This is a genomic window from Cryobacterium sp. MP_M3 (genome assembly GCF_015752155.1).
Taxonomy (GTDB): domain Bacteria; phylum Actinomycetota; class Actinomycetes; order Actinomycetales; family Microbacteriaceae; genus Cryobacterium.
The window spans coordinates 31,129-45,631 of record NZ_JADOVI010000009.1; the positions used below are offsets into that span (position 1 = coordinate 31,129).

Here is a 14,503-nt window from a genome sequence, read left to right on the forward strand (position 1 = left end):
CCTTGCCGTCGGGGAGGCGGTAGACCTTGAGGAACCGGTCGTCGTAGGCCTGTTTCTCGCGGGCGGCGATGCCGGCCTGGTCGAGGTCGTCGCGCATCCGTCGGGCCCGGGTGAAGCACTGGTCCGCGTTGAGCGTCGCGGACTCCGCCAGCAGCTGGGTGAGGGCGGTGGCGAGTTTGTCGGCGGTGACGGCGGTGTCGATGTCACCCAGGCCCTTGCGGATGGATTCGGCGGCGTCGACGGAGAGAGTTCCCGCGGTCACGGCCCGGGCGATCGGCGCCTGCCACGACCCGGCTCTGCCGCTCTCGGGAGTGGAATCGGTGGGGCCGCCAGTGCCGCCCGTGCCGTCGAGGCCGCCCGAGTCGCCGCCAAAGCCCGTCCCGTCGACAGCAGTCCCGTCGGCGTCGGTCCCTTCGACACCGGTCCCAGCGACACCGGTCCCGTCGGCACCGGCCGCCTCGAGCGCCTCTGCGGCCTGCCGGTCGGCGGCCTCCGCCCGGGCGAGCATCGTGCCCACCGCGACGAGCTTGAACGCTTCGTTCTTGCTCGAGCCGGTGACCTTCTGGATCATCGCCTCCGGGGAGAGGAAACCCTGCTGCGCGGCCAGGCCGGAGTGGCCCAGCTCCGGGCGGGAGCGGTCGGCGATGGTCGCGGCCATCCACGCCGCGTACATCTCGAGCAGGCGGCGGGCCTCCGCGATCTGGGACTGACCGGTCAGCACCGCCGCATCAGGAAGGGCCGCCAGGTCAGCGCTGGAGCAACCCAGGCGGGCGACGGCATCCGCCGCCTCTCTGAGCTGCTCTGCTGGGTTAATGCCACGAAGATACCAAAACACGAACACAAATATGAGCGTTTGTCACGTCTTGTGGATATCTCATTCGAAGATTCATTCCCGGGTCTCGACAGCCTCACCCAGCGCGGCCCTGGCTGCGAGTAACAGGTCTGCCGCCTTCTCTCCGATGACGATCGTAGGAGCATTCGTGTGGCCGCGGATGATCATCGGCATGATCGATGCATCGGCAACCCGGAGCCCGTCGACTCCGCGCACACGCAACTCCGGGTCGACGACCGAGTCGGGGTCGGAGCCCATCCGCGCGGTGCCGACCGGGTGGTAGAGGGTGTGCGCATGGTCGGTGACCGCCCGGGCCAGGCGCTCGGCGCTGCTCATGGCAGCGCTGTCGGGCGGCATGATCAACCGGCCGGTGGTGTCTCCCCGCATCGCCGGGGTCTGGAGGAGCCGTTCGCACCAGGCCAGTCCGGCGAGCAGGGTGGCGAGGTCCGCCCCGTCGGGGTCGCTCAGATACCGAGGATCGACGATCGCCTTGGCGAACGGGTCCGGTGAGGCCAGGCTGACCATCCCGGTGCTGCGGGGCTGCAGCAGGATCGCCCCGACCGTCAGCCCGTGCTCAGGCGTGGGCACCAGACCCTCCCCGACGTAGGCGACCGGCGCGAAGATGATCTCGATGTCCGCGAGGTCCAGCTCGGGGTTCGTACGGATGAACCCGTAGGCTTCGGCGACGTTCGAGGTGAGCATACCGCGTCGGCGGAGCAGATAGTCGGCGATCTGGCGGGGTTTCTGCGCGTCGAACAGAGTGTCGCCGGCAGTTTCGGCGACGAGTCCGGAAAGCAGGTGGTCGCGGAGGTTCGCGCCGACCTCCGGCGAGTGGGCCACGACCGGGATGCCGTGCCGTCGCAGTTCGCCGGAGTCGCCGATGCCCGACAGCATCAGCAACTGCGGGGTGTTCACGGCGCCGCCGCACAGGATCGTCTCCCGCCGCGCGACCACCCGGTGCCGGCTGCCGCCCTGCAGGTATTCGACCCCGCTGGCACGACGGCCCTCGAACAGAACCCGGGAGGCCTGGGCGCCGGTGCGCACGGTGAGGTTGCGTCGTCGCCTGGCCGGCTTCAGATAGGCGTCCGCCGTGCTGACCCGTGCGCCCCGATGCTGGGTGACCATGGTCTGGCTGAAACCCTCCGGCTGGGCGGCGTTCGGAGACTCGACTCTCAGGCCGAGCTCGGACACCGCGGCCAGGAAAGCCTTCGTGTGGCGGCTGGGACTCCTCTGGGGTTCGACGCTGACCGCTCCGTCACGGCCGTGCGAGGCATCCGTGCTTCCGGCGACGCGTTCGACCCGGCGGAAATAGGGCAGCAGCGCCGCCCAGGACCACTCCGGTCCGGCCTGGTCGGCCCAGCTGTCGTAGTCGGCTGCGAACCCTCGCACCCACATCATGGCGTTCATCGAGGAGGAACCGCCGAGCACCTTCCCGCGCGGCCAGTAGACGCTGCGCCCGCCGAGGGGAGCCTGCGGGGTGGTGTCGTAGTTCCAGTCCAGGCCGGAACGGAACAGCTGCGCGAACGCCGCCGGAATGTGGATCTCCGTCTTCGTGTCGGCCGGCCCTGCTTCGAGGAGCAGCACCGAGCAGTCCGGGTCGGCGCTCAGCCGGGCCGCGAGGGCGGAGCCGGCCGACCCTGCCCCCACGATGACGTAGTCGAAGGTCTCCGTAGTGCCCGGCACCGGCCCGCTCATCGCGTTGCCGCCGCAACCCGCAGCGCCTCGGCGGCGCGCAGGTCCTTCCGCAGGATCTTGCCCGACGTCGACTTGGGGATGCGGTCGACGAATTCCACTCGGCGCACCTTCTTGTGCGGGGCAACCTGCCCGGCCACGAACGCGATCACCTCCGCGTCGGTGAGCTCGGCGCCCGGCTGCAGCACGACGAACGCCTTCGGCACCTCTTCGCCGTGTTCGTCCGGAACGCCGATGACGGCCGCGTCGTAGATCGACGGATGCCCGAGCAGCAGCGCCTCCAGCTCGGCCGGCGCCACCTGGTAGCCCTTGTATTTGATCAGCTCCTTGAGCCGGTCGACGATCGTGACGTAGCCCTCCGAGCTGACCGTGGCGATGTCGCCGGTGTGCAGGAACCCGTCCGCGTCGAGCGTCTCGCTGGTGGCCTCGTCGTTGCCGAGGTAGCCGAGCATGATGTTCGGGCCTCGGCAGAGCAGCTCGCCGGGCTCGCTCGTGCCCTCGGCCGGCTGGTGGATCTCTTCCCCGGTGGCCGGGTCGATCAGCTTGCACTCGATGTTCGGCAGCGTCAGTCCCACCGAATCGAGCGGGATGTCGTCGCGATCGAGAGGGATGGCGTGCGAGACCGGGCTCATCTCGCTCATCCCGTAGCCCTGCCGCACCCGGCAGTCCAGCCTGGCGGCCACGGCGGCGCCGAGCGTGTGGTTGAGCGAGGCGGCGCCGGAGAAAATGGTGTGCACGCTGGTCAGGTCGTAGTCGTCGACGAGCGGATGCTTCGCCAGGGCCACCGCGATCGGCGGCGCGATGAAAACATAGGTGGCCGAGTAGTCCTGGATGAAGCGCAGGAAGTCGGTCAGGTCGAAGCGGGGCATGGTCACCAGTCCGGCCCGGCCGGCGAGGGCGATGTTCAGCAGCACCGTCATCCCATAGATGTGGAAGAACGGCAGCACGGCCAGCACCCGGTCGTCGGGCTTCGCGCCGAGCAGCGGCAGGGACTGGGCGACGTTCGCGACCAGGTTCCGGTGCGTGAGCATGACGCCCTTGGGGTGCCCGGTCGTGCCGGAGGAGAACGGCAGCACGGCCAGGTGCGTGGCCGGGTCGATGCTCACCGTGGGGGCAGGATATCCCGCGGCCAGGAGGTCCCGGAGGGACGCGTGCCCGGGGGAGCCGTCGAGCACGATGATCTGGTCGGCGCCGAGACCGGCCAGGCGGGCGGCCTGCAGTGCCTGATCGAGCAGCGGCGACACCGTGAACAGCAGCCGCGCCCCCGAGCCGCGCAACTGGCCGGCGATCTCCTCCGCGGTGTACAGCGCATTGACCGTCGTCGCGGTGGCTCCGGCCCGCAGGATGCCGTGGAACACCGCGGCGAAGGCCGGCACGTTGGGCGAGTGCAGTGCCACGACCTCGCCGGGGGCGATCCCGCGGGCGGCGATCGCCCCCGCGATCGCGCCGATCTGGCCGATCAGAGCCCGGTAGCTGGTCTCCGCCCCGGACGGCCCGTCGATCAGGGCGACCCGGTCGAGGTCGTGTTCGGCGATCCCGCCGAACAGGTAGTCGTAGACGCTGAGGTCGGGGATGACGACGTCGGGAAGAGGACTGGTGAATACCACGGCGAACTCCAGTGTTCGGGGAAAGTGCTGTTCGGGGAAAGAATACTGCGCGGCGCGGCCCGGAGGTGCTCGCCCGGGCCGATGCTCAGGCGCGGAAGGCCGCTGCGAAGACCCGGGGCATCCGCAGCCCGGACGGCCGGGCGGCGAAACCGGCGAGCAGGCGCCCGGTGGAGGCGGCGCTGCGTGCCGAGACGAACCACGGCGGTTTCGGGAAGAGCGCGAACTCGCCGTGGGCGACCGACCGGGGGAACGGGCGGAACGGCCCGGTGACGACCGTGCGTTCCGGCGCGTCGATCAGCAGAGCGTTGTGCACGACGCCGATTCCGCTCTGCACGTCGCCCAGGGTGTGCCCGGGGTAGGCACCCCAGGGAGCCGCGGCGGTCAGGAACCCGAGGCCGGTCCAGGTGTTGATCGCGATGGTGCCGTAGCGCAGCCGGGCGAGCGCGTCCCGGAATGCGTGGCCGAGCCCCCGGATCGTGCGCGGCTCCGCGATGACATTCGCGCCGAGGGTGCCGAGGAAATCCCGGTTGACGGTCTCTATGGCGGCGTCGAGGAAGGATGCCCCGGTGCCGGGCAGCTCGATCACGCCGAGCACGGGCGAGAACGTCTCGGTCGTCCTGATCGGCTCCGGGTCGTCACCGTCGCCGACAACGACGAGGAGCCGGCCGCCGTCGCCGAGGCGCTCGGCGACAGGATAAGCGGCGGCGGCCGCCGCCACCCTCCCGTCGCTGCCCGGGTACCAGGCCGGGCGGGCCGGGGCGCGGCCGATCGCGCCCCGCAGCTCGGCCAGGAACGCGTCCTTCTGCGGCCAGTCCCGACTGAGCACGACCACCTGCCCGGCGATGCAGTTGTAGCCGCCGTTGTGCAGCCGTTGCGTCGCCACATGCTCGGCCTGGTAGCGCAGGTCGCGGCGGGTCCAGCGGCCGGGCAGCAGGATGATCGGGGCCACTCCGCCCAGTTCGCTGGTGATCGGCTTGGCCAGCACGGGGGATCCGGCGGCCTTGCGAGCGGCGCCGCCCGCGCCCCGGCCGAAGACGACAGTGTCGTGGGTGGCCGCACTGCCCGTGATGTGAACGTGTGAGATGCCGGCGTGGTGGGCCAGGTAGCCGCCGACGTCGCCGTCGCCCGTCACGATGCGCAGCGCGCCGTGCCGCACCAGTGGGGCGAGCGCGGCCTGGTAGACCGGCAGCATCCGGTCCAGCACCGGGTTCAGCTTGAGCAGCACGACCCGGTTGTTCGCGATGATTTCGTAGAGCACGTCGAGCGGCGGGATCGAGGTGATGTTGCCGGCGCCGAGCACGAGGCCCACGCCCCGCGTCTGCGCGGGATGGAGCTCGGCCAGCCCGGCCTGCGCCCTGACCGTGTCGGCGGTGACGCCGGGCGGCATCCACACCTCTGCCCGGAAACCGTGCAGCAGGACCGACTCGTGGGCGCTGTGCGGCAGTACCTGCACCGTCACCCGGTCGCCGGGGGCGGTGCCGAAGCGGGACCCGGCCAGCGGGCTCTCGCCCCGGCTGATCCGGGCCACGCTGCCGGCCAGCGTCGATGTCGCGGTCAGCACCGGGTACGGGCCGGAGATCCATTCCTCGCCGACCAGGGACGATGCGGCGTCGAGGCCCTTGATCTCGCTGGCGGTGCGCACCCAGTTCTCGGCCTGCTCCGCGACGGCGGAATGCACGGCGCGCAGAAGGCCGACGCGCTCGGGCAGCGGGGTCCGGGCCCAGCGCTGCTCGCCGGTGGCGAGTTCGGCGATCAGGGCGTCGAGTGCGGCGTGCCCGGCCGCGGTTTCCGGGGCGAGGCCGGTGCCGGCGGTCGAGGCGCTGGTTCGGTCGGATGCCGGTTCGGTGACGGTCATCAATCTCCTGTGATCGTTGACGGGTGCGCGCCGCCTGTTCGAGTGCACAACGCGGCGCCGTGATAGTGCTCCACTCTGTCGCCGCATCCCGGCTCGCGCCATGGGCGGTCGCCGTCAGATCTGACGCCATTATTGTGCGGTCGCACAAACGGATTGCCCCGAGGCGCCGTAGCATGGCGTCATGGCGGATCAACGGGGAACCCTGGCACGCGGCGACGGCGATGGCACGACCGGTGTGGGCGCCACCCCGGCGGGCACCACCAGGGGGATCGCGATCGAACTCTTCACCGGCTTGATCGACTCCGCCGACGTGCTGACGGATGCCGTGTGCGCCCAGATCGTCGCCGGGGAGCAGGCCTACGGGGCCAGGAGCCTGCTGCCCTACGAGGTGCTGCACGGGATCGTCGGCGAGAACATCGCCGCCCTGGCGCGGGCGCTCGTTGGCGGCACCGCGACCCTCGACGCACCGCGGCGGGCCGGGCAGGTCAAGGCGGAACACGGCATCCCGATGGCCAGCCTGCTGCACGCCTATCGCCTGGCGGGACTCCAGATCTGGGAGGTGCTGGTCACCCGCTCGGTCGCCAGCCAGAGTTTCGAGGCGCTGCTGCTCGTCTCCGGCGAGGTCTGGGGCATGATCGACACCTTCTCGAACGCCGCCGCCGAGGCGTACCGGGCGGTCGTCGACGCGCAGGACCGCCGCAACCAGCAGGCGAGGAGCCTGCTGCTGCTCAGCGTGCTCGACGGCAGCGCCACCGCGGTCGACGCCGGACGTGCCCTGCGGGCGCTCGGGCTTCCCGAGCACAGCACATTCCTGCTCGTCGCCGCCGAGCTGAGCGCCACGGGGGCGGATTCGCTGCCGGGGCTATCCCAGACGCTGCGCGCCGCCGGGATCGCCTCCGCCTGGACCACCCTGCAGGGCGATCAGATCGGCCTGCTGGGCCTCGCCACGGCGGGCGGCACGGCCATCGTCCAGGCGACCCTCGCGTCGGCGGCGACGACCCGGGTCGGGGTCAGCCGGCCCTTCACCGCCGTCGGCAAGGCACCGGATGCGCTCCGTCAGGCACGGTTGGCGGTCGGTTGTGTCAGGCCGGGGGATGCCGGGGCGCACTCCTACGGTACCGCGCCGCTCGACCTGCTGCTGGTCGCGCAGCCGGGCTACGCCGCCGAGCTGCAGGAGACGGTGCTCGGCGGTCTCCTTGCGGCGCCGGACCGTGACGTGCTGCTCCAGACCCTCGAGGAATGGTTCGCCGCCGACGGGTCGACGGCGGTGACGGGCCGCCGCCTGCACTGCCATCGCAACACCGTTTTGTACCGGCTGGCCCGGATCACGGAGCTCACCGGGCGGATGCCGTCGCGCCCGGCCGAAGCCGCCGAACTTCACGCGGCGCTACGAGCCACCCGGCTGGCCGGGCGCTGAGGCGCCGATCAGTCCAGGTCGGTCAGTCCAGGCCGGTCAACCCAGGTCGGTCAGTCCAGGTCGTCAGGGTCCTTGCCGGTGCGCTCGCCGGAGTCGAGGGCGCCGATCGCGGCCAGGTCCGCCTCGTCGAGGGCGAAGTCGAACACATCGAAGTTCTCACGGATTCGCACCGGGGTCACCGACTTCGGGATCACCACGTTGCCGAGTTGGAGGTGCCAGCGGATGACCACCTGGGCGGCAGACTTGCCGTGCCGTGCCCCGATCCGGTCCAGGGTCGCATTCCCGATCGCACGGCCGCGGGCCAGCGGCGACCACGCCTCGGTCAGGATGCCGTGGGCCGCGTCGTACTCGCGCAGGGCGGCCTGCTGCAGCCAGGGGTGCAGCTCGACCTGGTTGATCACCGGGGCCAGGGCGCTCTCCGCGAGCAGCCGGTCCAGGTGGTGGGTGTGGAAGTTGGACACCCCGATCGAGCGGGCCCGTCCCTCCGCGCGCAGGACCTCGAGGGCGCGCCAGGTCGCGAGGTAACGGTCCTGGCGTGGTGCGGGCCAGTGGATCAGGTACAGGTCGACATAGTCCAGGCCGAGCTTGCCGAGACTCTCGTCGAAGGCGCGCCGGGTCTCGTCGAAGCCGTGGCGGTCGTTCCACACCTTCGTAGTCACGAACACCTCGTCCCTGGGCAGACCCGACCGCGCGATGCCCTGGCCGACACCCGACTCGTTGTCGTAGAGCGCGGCCGTGTCGATGTGACGGTAGCCGGCCTCGAGCGCGACCTGTACAGTGTCGGCGGCCGTGGCATCCGGAACCTTGTACACACCCAGGCCGAGCTGCGGGATGCTGTGTCCGTCGGTGAGCCGAAGCGAGGGGGAAAGGGTCATCTCCCCATTAAACCGTCCTCGGGACTTGCTCGCCGAACTGGGCGGAAGGGGGTTTCATGCTGCGGGGAGCAACGGATGCTAGGAGACCTGCACCTGGATGGGGGCAGTGTCGGGGATCGGGCTGGCGTCGCGGCCGCGCAGGTCGGGGTGCCAGCGCCGGCCGATCGCGGGGATCAGCGTGCCGAGCGCCGCGAAGCCGGCCGCGACCATGATCGCCGCGCCTGCCCCGCTGTGATCGATCATGAAGCCGGCGATCGCGGACCCCATCGCGGCGCCCATCAGTTGGCCGGTGCCGACCCAGCCGTAGGCCTCGGCGGTGTCGCTGAACTTGACGCTGGCGGAGACGATGCCGAAGAGCACGGCGAACGCGGGAGCTATGCCGATGCCGGCGAACAGGAGGGTGCCGGCGAGCCACCAGAAGTTGAGGCCGAGGGTGGCGAGGCCGAGGCCCACGGTGACGATGAGCATCCGGCTGGCGAGCGCCCACGGCCCTATCGGCGCGTGCCCGAGGGCGAGGCCGCCGACGAGCGACCCGGCCGCGAAGATGCCGAGCACCCAGCCGGAGTCCGAGCTGCCGTGGCCGAAGGCGGCGACGACGCCCGCCTCGACCGCGGCGCAGGCGGCCACGAGCATGAAACCGACGATGGTGCTGAGCATCACCGGCGGGCGTTTGAGCACGGCGCCGAGCTTGCGCCGGCTGCGGGGGATGCGCACCCGCCCGACCTCCGGCAAGGCCACGAACCAGATTCCGCCGCCGACCAGGAACGCGGCGGCGAGCAGGATGCCGGCGACCGAGCTGACCTGGATGGCCACGAAGGTGGCGATCACCGGGCCGAGCACCCAGATGATCTCCTGAGCGGAGGCGTCCAGGGAGAACAGCGGGGTGAGCTGGCGGGAGTTGACGATCTTCGGATAAATGGTTCGCACGGCCGGCTGGATCGGCGGCGTGGACAGTCCCGCGACCAGGCCGATGGCCATCAGCCCGTAGATCGGCAGGGTCACCAGGGCCATCACGATGATCGAGCCGGCGCAGACCACGAGCGTGGCGACGATGACCGGGCGCATTCCCCAGCGGCCCATCAGCCGGCTGGTGAGCGGCCCGGCGATGGCCTGGCCGATGCTCATCGCACCGAGCACGAGGCCGGCCGAGCCGTAGGAGTCGTAGACCTGCTCGATGTGGATCAGGAACGCCAGCGAGAGCATCCCGAAGGGGAAGCGTGCGGTGAGCTGTGCGGCGATGACGCGAGCGACGCCCGGGGTTTTCAGAAGGGTCCAGTAGCTGCTCACAATTACTCAAGTCTATGGCCGCGGATGCCCGCGCCCCCAGCCGAGGGGCACGGACTAGCGTTGACACGTGCAAACACTGATTTCGGCCGATGACCTCTCCCGCCGGCTGGCCGGGCGGGACGATATCCGCGTGCTCGACGTGCGCTGGCAGCTCGGCGGCCCACCCGGCCTCGCCGAGTACCGCTCCGGCCACATTCCCGGAGCCGTCTACGTCGACCTCGACACCGAACTCGCCGGGCACGGCAGCCCGGAGGACGGACGGCATCCGTTGCCGGCCATCGCCGATCTGCAGTCAGCGGCCCGGCGCTGGGGACTCCACGACGGCGACACCGTCGTGGTCTACGACGACCTCGGCTCCCAGTCGGCGGCGCGGGCGTGGTGGCTGCTGCGGCACGCCGGGATGCGCGACGTCCTCCTGCTCGACGGCGCGCTGGCCGCGTGGCGCTCGGCCGGCCTTCCCGTCGCCGGGGGTGACGAGACGCCGCCCGTCCCCGGCACCGTCCACCTGGGCTACGGCGCCCTCGGGACCATCGACGCGGACACCGCCGCGGCGGTCGCGCGCACCGGGGTGCTGCTCGACGCGCGCGCCGGGGCCCGTTACAGCGGCGAGACGGAGCCGATCGACCCCCGGGCCGGCCACATCCCCGGGGCGATCAGCGCCCCCACGAGCGACAACCTCACACCCGACGGGCGCTTCCGCTCGGCCGAGGAGCTCCGGGAGCGGTTCGAGGCGCTGGGCGTGACTGCGATGCGGCCCGTCGGCGTCTACTGCGGGTCGGGCATCACCGCCGCGCACGAGGCCGCGGCGCTGGGAATCGCCGGCTTCGTGCCCTACCTCTATCCGGGCTCGTGGTCGCAGTGGTCCAACCTGCCCGATCGCCCGGTCGAGACCGGCGAGGTTCCGGCGAAGGGGTAGCCGGCGGGCCTGAGGGAAGCGCCGACCGCGCCGAGCGGATGCGACCCTGTTCGGCTCTGGCATACTTAGGTAATGCTAACCTTGCCTAGCGTCGAGAGTGCTGCTGCCGAACGACCGTCCTACCGGCCGTTCCGGGCGACGGTCTCGCACGTGCGGAGGTTGAGCCCACACTTCACCCGGGTGACGTTCACGGGCCGCGACTTCGGCGATTTCGGTGCCGTGGGCCTCGACCAGCGGCTCAAGCTCGTGCTGCCCCTGCCGGGGATCGGCGTGAGCGACTTCGGTGTGGACGACCCGGCCACCCACGCCGATGGCAGCTGGTACACGCGCTGGCGGGCACTGCCCGATGATGTTCGAAACCCCATCCGCACCTATACGGTGCGCGCCGTGCGGCCTGAACGGCGCGAGATCGACGTGGACTTCGTCGCCCACGCCCACGGCACCGGGCCTGCCGTCGAGGAGAGCCGCGACGCGAGCGGCGGACCGGCCGCCGACTGGCTGCGTGCGGCCGTCCCCGGTGCCGAACTGGTGATTGTGGGTCCGGATGCGCGCGGCAGCGACCCGACGGCCGGACTCGACTGGCGCCCGGGCGCGGCCACCCGGCTTCTGCTCGTCGGAGACGAGACGGCGGTGCCCGCGATCAGCAGCATCCTCGAATCCTTGCCGGCCGGCCGCGAGGCGCGCGTCTTCCTCGAGGTGCCCACCGGAGGCGACGCCCTGCCGATCCGGGTGCCGGAGGGCTGCGAGGTCACCTGGCTCGACCGCGGGACCGAGCCGCGCGGGCACCGCCTCACGGCCGCCGTGCGGGACTGGGCGACGCGGGAGCGGTTCTTCCCTGACCGCGCCGCTTCCGCCGTGCACGCCGAAGACGGCGCCATCGGCCCCGACCCCGACAGCGAGCCGCTCTGGGACACCCCGGTCACCGCTCCCGTGGGCGAGTTCTACGCCTGGCTGGCGGGTGAGTCCGGGGTGATCAAGCTGCTCCGGCGTTTCCTCGTCCGGGAGATCGGCATCGACCGCACGAGTGTGGCCTTCATGGGCTACTGGCGCCTCGGCGCGTCCGAAGCGTCCTAGTGGCGGGCGTGGCGGCAGGCCTCGCGTCCGGCGGGGTGGTCGGTGTTCGGCGCCGGAGGCGATTTCCCCTGACCATGGTGCTCGCGGGGCTGCTCCTGGTCGTAGCGGTCGCGGCATCCCTCCTGGTCGGCGCGCGCGACCTTGCCTTCGGTGAGGTCGTCACCGCGGTTCTCCGGCCCGACGACAGTGGTCCGGCCGGGGTGGTCGTGCAAGGGCTGCGGATGCCCCGCACCGTCGTCGGCCTGCTCGCCGGGCTTGCCCTCGGCGTGGCCGGCGCGCTCATGCAGGGGATCACCCGCAACCCGCTCGCCGACCCCGGACTGCTCGGCGTCAACGCGGGCGCATCCCTCTTCGTCGTCGTCGGCATCGCCTGGTTCGGTGTCACCGCGGCGGGAGGCTACGTCTGGTTCGCCTTCGCCGGAGCCCTCGTCGCCGCGTCGATCGTCTACCTGATCGGTTCGCTCGGCCGGGACAGGGGTACCCCGATCAAGCTCGCCCTCGCAGGCACGGCCCTGTCGGCGGCCCTGACCTCGCTGATCACGATCGTGCTGCTGACCGACTCGGCCGCTTTCGATCGGTACCGCTTCTGGTCGGCGGGGTCGCTCGTCGCGCGCGGCCTGGACTCCGCGGTGCAGCTCGCCCCGTTCATCGCGGCGGGGGCTCTGCTCGCGGTGGTCGCCGGGCGGATGCTCAACGCCCTCGCCCTCGGCGACGACCTCGCCCGCGGCCTCGGCCAGAACGTCGTCACGGCGCGGATCGTCTGCGCCGTCGCGGTGGTGCTGCTCTGCGGTTCGGCGACCGCCCTGGCCGGCCCGATCGTCTTCGTCGGGCTCGCCGTGCCGCACCTCGCCCGCTGGTTCGCCGGGCCGGACTATCGGCGCGTCCTGCCGCTCTCCGCGCTGCTCGGCCCGGTCCTCCTGCTCTCGGCGGATGTCCTGGGCCGGGTGATCGCCCGGCCGGGAGAGATCGAGGCCGGCCTGGTCGTCGCGTTCCTCGGCGCGCCGGTGCTGATCGCCCTCGTGCGGCGCGCGCGGCCGGTGGCGCTGTGAACGACGACACGGCCGCGGCCGCCGTCGCGGCGGGCATGGGTGTGGAGGCCCTGTCGGCCGATCGTTCGAGGCGGCGTCGCCGCTCACGGCGGGTCTGCCTCGCGCTGGGCGGCGGCATCCTGCTGATGGCCGTGCTCAGCCTGTCGGCCGGCGCCTACTCGATCGGTCCGGCCGACCTCGTGAGAACGTTGCTCGGGCTCGGCTCGGGCAGCGAGAACTTCATCGTGCTCACCCTCCGGCTGCCGCGGCTGGTGCTGGCCCTGCTCGCCGGCGCCGCCTTCGCGGTCTCGGGAGCGCTCTTCCAGGGCGTCCTGCGCAATCCTCTGGCCAGCCCGGACATCCTCGGCGTGACCGGAGGAGCGAGCGCGGCAGCCGTGTACGGGATGCTCGTTCTCGGCTTCGGCGGTCTCGCCACCTCCCTCTCGGCCGCCGCCGGGGCGATCCTCGTCGCCGCCGCGATCTACCTCCTCGCCTGGCGCGGAGGCATGGCCGGCTCCCGGTTCGTGCTCATCGGCGTCGGCGTGGCCTTCATGGTGCAGGGCTTCCTCGGCTACCTCCTCACCCGGGCGGACCTCCGTGACGCCCAGTACGCGCTGACCTGGCTCGTCGGCAGCGTCAGCGGCGCCCGCTGGTCCGACATCCTCACCGTCGCGGCCGGCCTCGCCGTGCTCCTGCCGGTCGTCTGGGCTCTCGCAGGCCGGCTGCGGATGCTGCAGCTCGGCGACGACCTGGCGACCACCCTCGGTGTCGCCGCCGAACGCTCCCGGCTGGTGCTCCTCGGGCTCGCCGCCCTGCTCGCGGCCGTCGCCACGGCCGCGGTCGGCCCGCTGGCCTTCGTCGCCTTCGTGTCCGGTCCGATCGCCAGGCGGCTGCTCGGCGACGGCCGGCCCGCTCTCCTGCCGTCCGCGATGGTCGGCGTGCTCGTCACCCTCACCGCCGACTTCGCGGCGCAGCACCTCCTGCCGGGCGGCATCCAGTTGCCCGCCGGGATCGTGTCCGGCGCGATCGGCGCGCCCTACCTGCTCTGGCTGCTCGCCACCGCCGACACTTCCGGAAAGGGCGCCTGATGCCCCCCTCCCCACCAGTCCCGCACACCCTCGCCGCCGTCGGACTCAGCCTCGGCTACGACTCCCGGCGGATCATCGACGACCTCGACCTCGAGCTGCCGAGCGGCCGGATCACGGTCATCGTGGGGGCCAACGCCTCCGGCAAGTCGACGCTGCTGCGCGGGCTCGCCCGGCTCCTCCGGCCGGAGAGCGGCGTCGTCCTCCTCGACGGCGACGATCTGTTCGGACTGCCGGGCAAGCGGGTTGCCACGGTGGTCGGGCTGCTTCCGCAGCATCCGGTCGCCCCAGCGGGGATCAGCGTCAGCGACCTGGTCGGCCGTGGCCGCCATCCGCACCAGGGCTGGTTCGGGCGGTGGTCGGGCACCGACGACGCCGTCGTCTCGGCGGCGCTGGCCGCGACCGACACCCTCGAGCTTTCCGCCCGGCGCCTCGAAGACCTGTCCGGCGGCCAGCGGCAACGGGTTTGGATCGCGATGGCGCTGGCCCAGGACACCGACATCCTCTTGCTCGACGAGCCGACGACCTTCCTCGACGTGGCCCACCAGCTCGAGGTGCTCGACCTGCTGCACGAGCGCAACCGCGGGGAGGGCACCACGATCGCCATGGTGCTCCACGATCTCAACCTCGCGGCCCGGTACGCGGACCACCTGGTCGTGCTGCGCGAGGGGCGGATCCTCGCCCAGGGTGACCCCCGCGACGTACTGACCGCCGCGGTCGTGCTCGACGCCTTCGGTCTCTCGGCCCGGATCATTGACGACCCCGTCTCCGGGACCCCCCTGATCGTGCCGATCGGCCGGTTCCACGACAATCACCCTCGGATAAGTTAGGTTAG

11 protein-coding genes and 1 pseudogene are annotated in these 14,503 nt (G+C 71.7%); 6 read left to right on the plus strand and 6 right to left on the minus strand.

The window, feature by feature from the left end:
* Positions 1–25 precede the first annotated feature (25 nt).
* From IWX89_RS19130 to IWX89_RS11450, 4 genes and pseudogenes are all read right to left on the minus strand, one after another.
* Positions 26–673 (minus strand): annotated as a pseudogene (locus IWX89_RS19130) (hypothetical protein); the annotation flags it as partial.
* 213 nt (positions 674–886) lie between these two features.
* Positions 887–2,515, minus strand: a complete 1,629-nt coding sequence (locus IWX89_RS11440; RefSeq protein WP_307836526.1) for a GMC family oxidoreductase N-terminal domain-containing protein — start codon at positions 2,513–2,515, stop codon at positions 887–889.
* A gap of 8 nt (positions 2,516–2,523) precedes the next feature.
* On the minus strand, positions 2,524–4,131 hold the full coding sequence (locus tag IWX89_RS11445; protein ID WP_196903692.1) for an AMP-binding protein: 1,608 nt from the start codon (positions 4,129–4,131) through the stop codon (positions 2,524–2,526).
* Between the two features lie 85 nt (positions 4,132–4,216).
* A complete protein-coding gene (locus tag IWX89_RS11450) occupies positions 4,217–5,986 on the minus strand; it encodes an aldehyde dehydrogenase family protein (RefSeq protein ID WP_196903693.1) in 1,770 nt (589 codons plus the stop codon).
* A 181-nt stretch (positions 5,987–6,167) separates the two neighbouring features.
* On the opposite strand from IWX89_RS11450, the gene IWX89_RS11455 reads away from it, so the two are divergent.
* The gene (locus tag IWX89_RS11455) at positions 6,168–7,403 is read left to right on the plus strand and encodes a CdaR family transcriptional regulator (protein ID WP_196903694.1); all 1,236 of its coding nucleotides are present in this window, start codon (positions 6,168–6,170) and stop codon (positions 7,401–7,403) included.
* Positions 7,404–7,453: 50 nt separating this feature from the next.
* Here the strand turns inward: IWX89_RS11455 and IWX89_RS11460 are convergent, their stop codons facing one another.
* A complete protein-coding gene (locus tag IWX89_RS11460; RefSeq protein WP_196903695.1) occupies positions 7,454–8,278 on the minus strand; it encodes an aldo/keto reductase in 825 nt (274 codons plus the stop codon).
* Positions 8,279–8,356: 78 nt separating this feature from the next.
* Complete coding sequence (locus tag IWX89_RS11465; RefSeq protein ID WP_196903696.1) at positions 8,357–9,565, minus strand: MFS transporter; 1,209 nt, start codon at positions 9,563–9,565, stop codon at positions 8,357–8,359.
* Between the two features lie 67 nt (positions 9,566–9,632).
* On the opposite strand from IWX89_RS11465, the gene IWX89_RS11470 reads away from it, so the two are divergent.
* From IWX89_RS11470 to IWX89_RS11490, 5 genes are all read left to right on the plus strand, one after another.
* Positions 9,633–10,481: a sulfurtransferase gene (locus IWX89_RS11470; RefSeq protein ID WP_196903697.1), complete on the plus strand. Its 849-nt coding sequence runs from the start codon at positions 9,633–9,635 to the stop codon at positions 10,479–10,481.
* Positions 10,482–10,553: 72 nt separating this feature from the next.
* Positions 10,554–11,555, plus strand: coding sequence for a siderophore-interacting protein (locus IWX89_RS11475; protein WP_196903698.1), 1,002 nt, complete (start codon positions 10,554–10,556; stop codon positions 11,553–11,555).
* 8 nt (positions 11,556–11,563) lie between these two features.
* Positions 11,564–12,604 carry an iron chelate uptake ABC transporter family permease subunit gene (locus tag IWX89_RS11480; protein ID WP_307836527.1) on the plus strand — a complete coding sequence of 347 codons (1,041 nt, stop codon included), beginning with the start codon at positions 11,564–11,566 and terminating at the stop codon, positions 12,602–12,604.
* Complete coding sequence (locus tag IWX89_RS11485) at positions 12,601–13,671, plus strand: iron chelate uptake ABC transporter family permease subunit (RefSeq protein WP_196903699.1); 1,071 nt, start codon at positions 12,601–12,603, stop codon at positions 13,669–13,671. The genes IWX89_RS11480 and IWX89_RS11485 overlap by 4 nt, the downstream gene beginning before the upstream one ends.
* Positions 13,671–14,498 (plus strand): ABC transporter ATP-binding protein, encoded by an 828-nt coding sequence (locus IWX89_RS11490; protein WP_196903700.1) that lies wholly within the window; start codon positions 13,671–13,673, stop codon positions 14,496–14,498. The genes IWX89_RS11485 and IWX89_RS11490 overlap by 1 nt, the downstream gene beginning before the upstream one ends.
* Positions 14,499–14,503: the final 5 nt, after the last annotated feature.

What these genes read in the sequence shown, in the direction of transcription:
- IWX89_RS11475 (WP_196903698.1), top strand. Translation starts at nt 10,554, where the DNA reads ATGCTAACCTTGCCTAGCGTCGAGAGTGCTGCTGCCGAACGACCGTCC.
- IWX89_RS11450 (WP_196903693.1), bottom strand. Translation starts at nt 5,986, where the DNA reads ATGACCGTCACCGAACCGGCATCCGACCGAACCAGCGCCTCGACCGCC.
- IWX89_RS11460 (WP_196903695.1), bottom strand. Translation starts at nt 8,278, where the DNA reads ATGACCCTTTCCCCCTCGCTTCGGCTCACCGACGGACACAGCATCCCG.
- IWX89_RS11490 (WP_196903700.1), top strand. Translation starts at nt 13,671, where the DNA reads ATGCCCCCCTCCCCACCAGTCCCGCACACCCTCGCCGCCGTCGGACTC.
- IWX89_RS11455 (WP_196903694.1), top strand. Translation starts at nt 6,168, where the DNA reads ATGGCGGATCAACGGGGAACCCTGGCACGCGGCGACGGCGATGGCACG.